The organism is Nocardioides sp. YIM 152315 (assembly GCF_029210375.1).
Lineage (GTDB): Bacteria > Actinomycetota > Actinomycetes > Propionibacteriales > Nocardioidaceae > Nocardioides.
In genome coordinates this window covers 1-2,177 of sequence record NZ_JARGER010000004.1, presented here as the reverse complement: position 1 = coordinate 2,177, position 2,177 = coordinate 1, and the positions used below count along the sequence as shown (strand labels likewise).

Here is a 2,177-nt window from a genome sequence, read left to right as displayed (position 1 = left end):
CTGTAAGGAAGGTTCCGGTGACTTTGCCCTCGGCCTCGGGTTCAGCTGGCGGGTCGGAGGTCGACCTCGAGGCCGAGGGCGCGGAGTTGTCGGATGGCTCGTCTCTTGATCTGGTCGGGGTGGCTGAGCTGGTAGTGGTCGGCACCCAGGTCGCGGTAGACGGCGTCGTCGGTGAGCATGTGCCAGACCGAGGTCAGGATCGACCGCTCGATCGCGACCACGGCACGCAGCCCGCCGCGGCGGGCGGCGATGCGGCGGTAACGGGCGCCGAGGTAGGTGTTCTTGCTGCCCGCGGCCGCGAACGCAGCGATGCCCAGGGCGCCTTTGAGGTAGGAGTTCCCCGGACGGGTCGTGGTCTGCTTCTTGCGTCCGGCCGACTCGTTCTGGCCGGGTGCGACGCCAGCCCAGGCAGCCAGGTGTGCAGGTGAGGGAAAGATCGACATGTCGGCGCCGGTCTCGGCGATGATCACGTCGGCGACCACGATGGACACGCCGGGGATGGTGGTCAGCAGGTCGCGGGCGTGACGAAAGGGCTCGATCATCACCTCGATCCGCTGTAAGGAAGGTTCCGGTGACTTTGCCCTCGGCCTCGGGTTCAGCTGGCGGGTCGGAGGTCGACCTCGAGGCCGAGGGCGCGGAGTTGTCGGATGGCTCGTCTCTTGATCTGGTCGGGGTGGCTGAGCTGGTAGTGGTCGGCACCCAGGTCGCGGTAGACGGCGTCGTCGGTGAGCATGTGCCAGACCGAGGTCAGGATCGACCGCTCGATCGCGACCACGGCACGCAGCCCGCCGCGGCGGGCGGCGATGCGGCGGTAACGGGCGCCGAGGTAGGTGTTCTTGCTGCCCGCGGCCGCGAACGCAGCGATGCCCAGGGCGCCTTTGAGGTAGGAGTTCCCCGGACGGGTCGTGGTCTGCTTCTTGCGTCCGGCCGACTCGTTCTGGCCGGGTGCGACGCCAGCCCAGGCAGCCAGGTGTGCAGGTGAGGGAAAGATCGACATGTCGGCGCCGGTCTCGGCGATGATCACGTCGGCGACCACGATGGACACGCCGGGGATGGTGGTCAGCAGGTCGCGGGCGTGACGAAAGGGCTCGATCATCACCTCGATCCGCTCATCGAGGCCGGCGATGGCTTGGTCATGCTGCTCGATGCGGTCCAGGTGCAGGCCGATCATGAACGCATCGTGGTCGCCGAACCGGCCGGTGAGGGCGTCGACGAGCAGGTCTCGCTTGGCCCGCATCGTGCCCAACGCGAGATCGGCCAGCACCTCGGGGTCACGCTCGCCGTCGACCAACGCCCGCAGCATCCGCCGTGCCGAGACACCGTTGAGGTCGGAGGCCACGATCGAGAGCTTGATGCCCGGTGACTCCAGCCGCTTCTCCAGCCGCGTGGTCTCCCGCACCCGCTCGCGGGCGATGATCGTGCGAGTCCGGGTCAGATCCCGCAGATCACGGATCGCCGGCGGCGGGACGAACGAGGCCCGCACCAGCCCGTGCGCGGCCAAGTCCGCCAGCCACACCGCGTCCGAGACGTCGCTCTTGCGGCCCGGGATGTTCTTCACATGACCGGCGTTGGCCAAGACCAGCTCGAACCCAGCGTCTTCGAGCAGGTAGTAGTACGGCTTCCAGTAGTCGCTGGTCGACTCCATCAGCACACACGTGACCTGCTGGGCCACCAGGTACTCCCGCAGGGTCAGCACCTCGCGGGTCATCGCGCCCCAATCGGTGACCTCCGTACTGGTCGCCCGTGATCCCGCCCCCTGGACCCGGACGCACACCTTCGCGCTCTTCTTACCGATATCGATACCGGCACACCGCCGGTGAATGACCTCCACTGTCACACCTCCTCAACGAGCCCGACCACGCGCGGGCAGCGAACAGACGGCGTGTGCCACAGAGAGGGCCAGAGATCTTTCGAAGTCTGTAAGACGTGCTCGATGGCGACAATCCGCGGTTCCCGCGGAGACCCTCCGCGCCAAGCTCGAAAACAGGCTCAATCCCCAGGCGAGCGCCCGGGCGGTGGCGCTAGAGACAAACGGCTGCGGACCGCGGCACACCCCACAGTCTCACCCCCGCCATCCCCTGGACGGAAGAGCCAGCCACGGTGACCACCGCATACCTTCCCCCCACGCATCGGCGAGCGAAGCCGCCACCCAGCTCGAAACCACGCAGCCGATCGGG

Annotated in this window: 1 protein-coding gene and 1 pseudogene; both read right to left on the bottom strand. The window is 67.8% G+C overall.

Going from position 1 to position 2,177, the window contains the following annotated elements:
- Window positions 1-41: 41 nt before the first annotated feature.
- Window positions 42-554: pseudogene (locus PZ894_RS00270) on the bottom strand (IS110 family transposase); the annotation flags it as partial.
- A 41-nt stretch (window positions 555-595) separates the two neighbouring features.
- Complete coding sequence (locus PZ894_RS00265; RefSeq protein WP_275741283.1) at window positions 596-1,831, bottom strand: IS110 family transposase; 1,236 nt, start codon at window positions 1,829-1,831, stop codon at window positions 596-598.
- Between the last annotated feature and the right edge of the window lie 346 nt (window positions 1,832-2,177).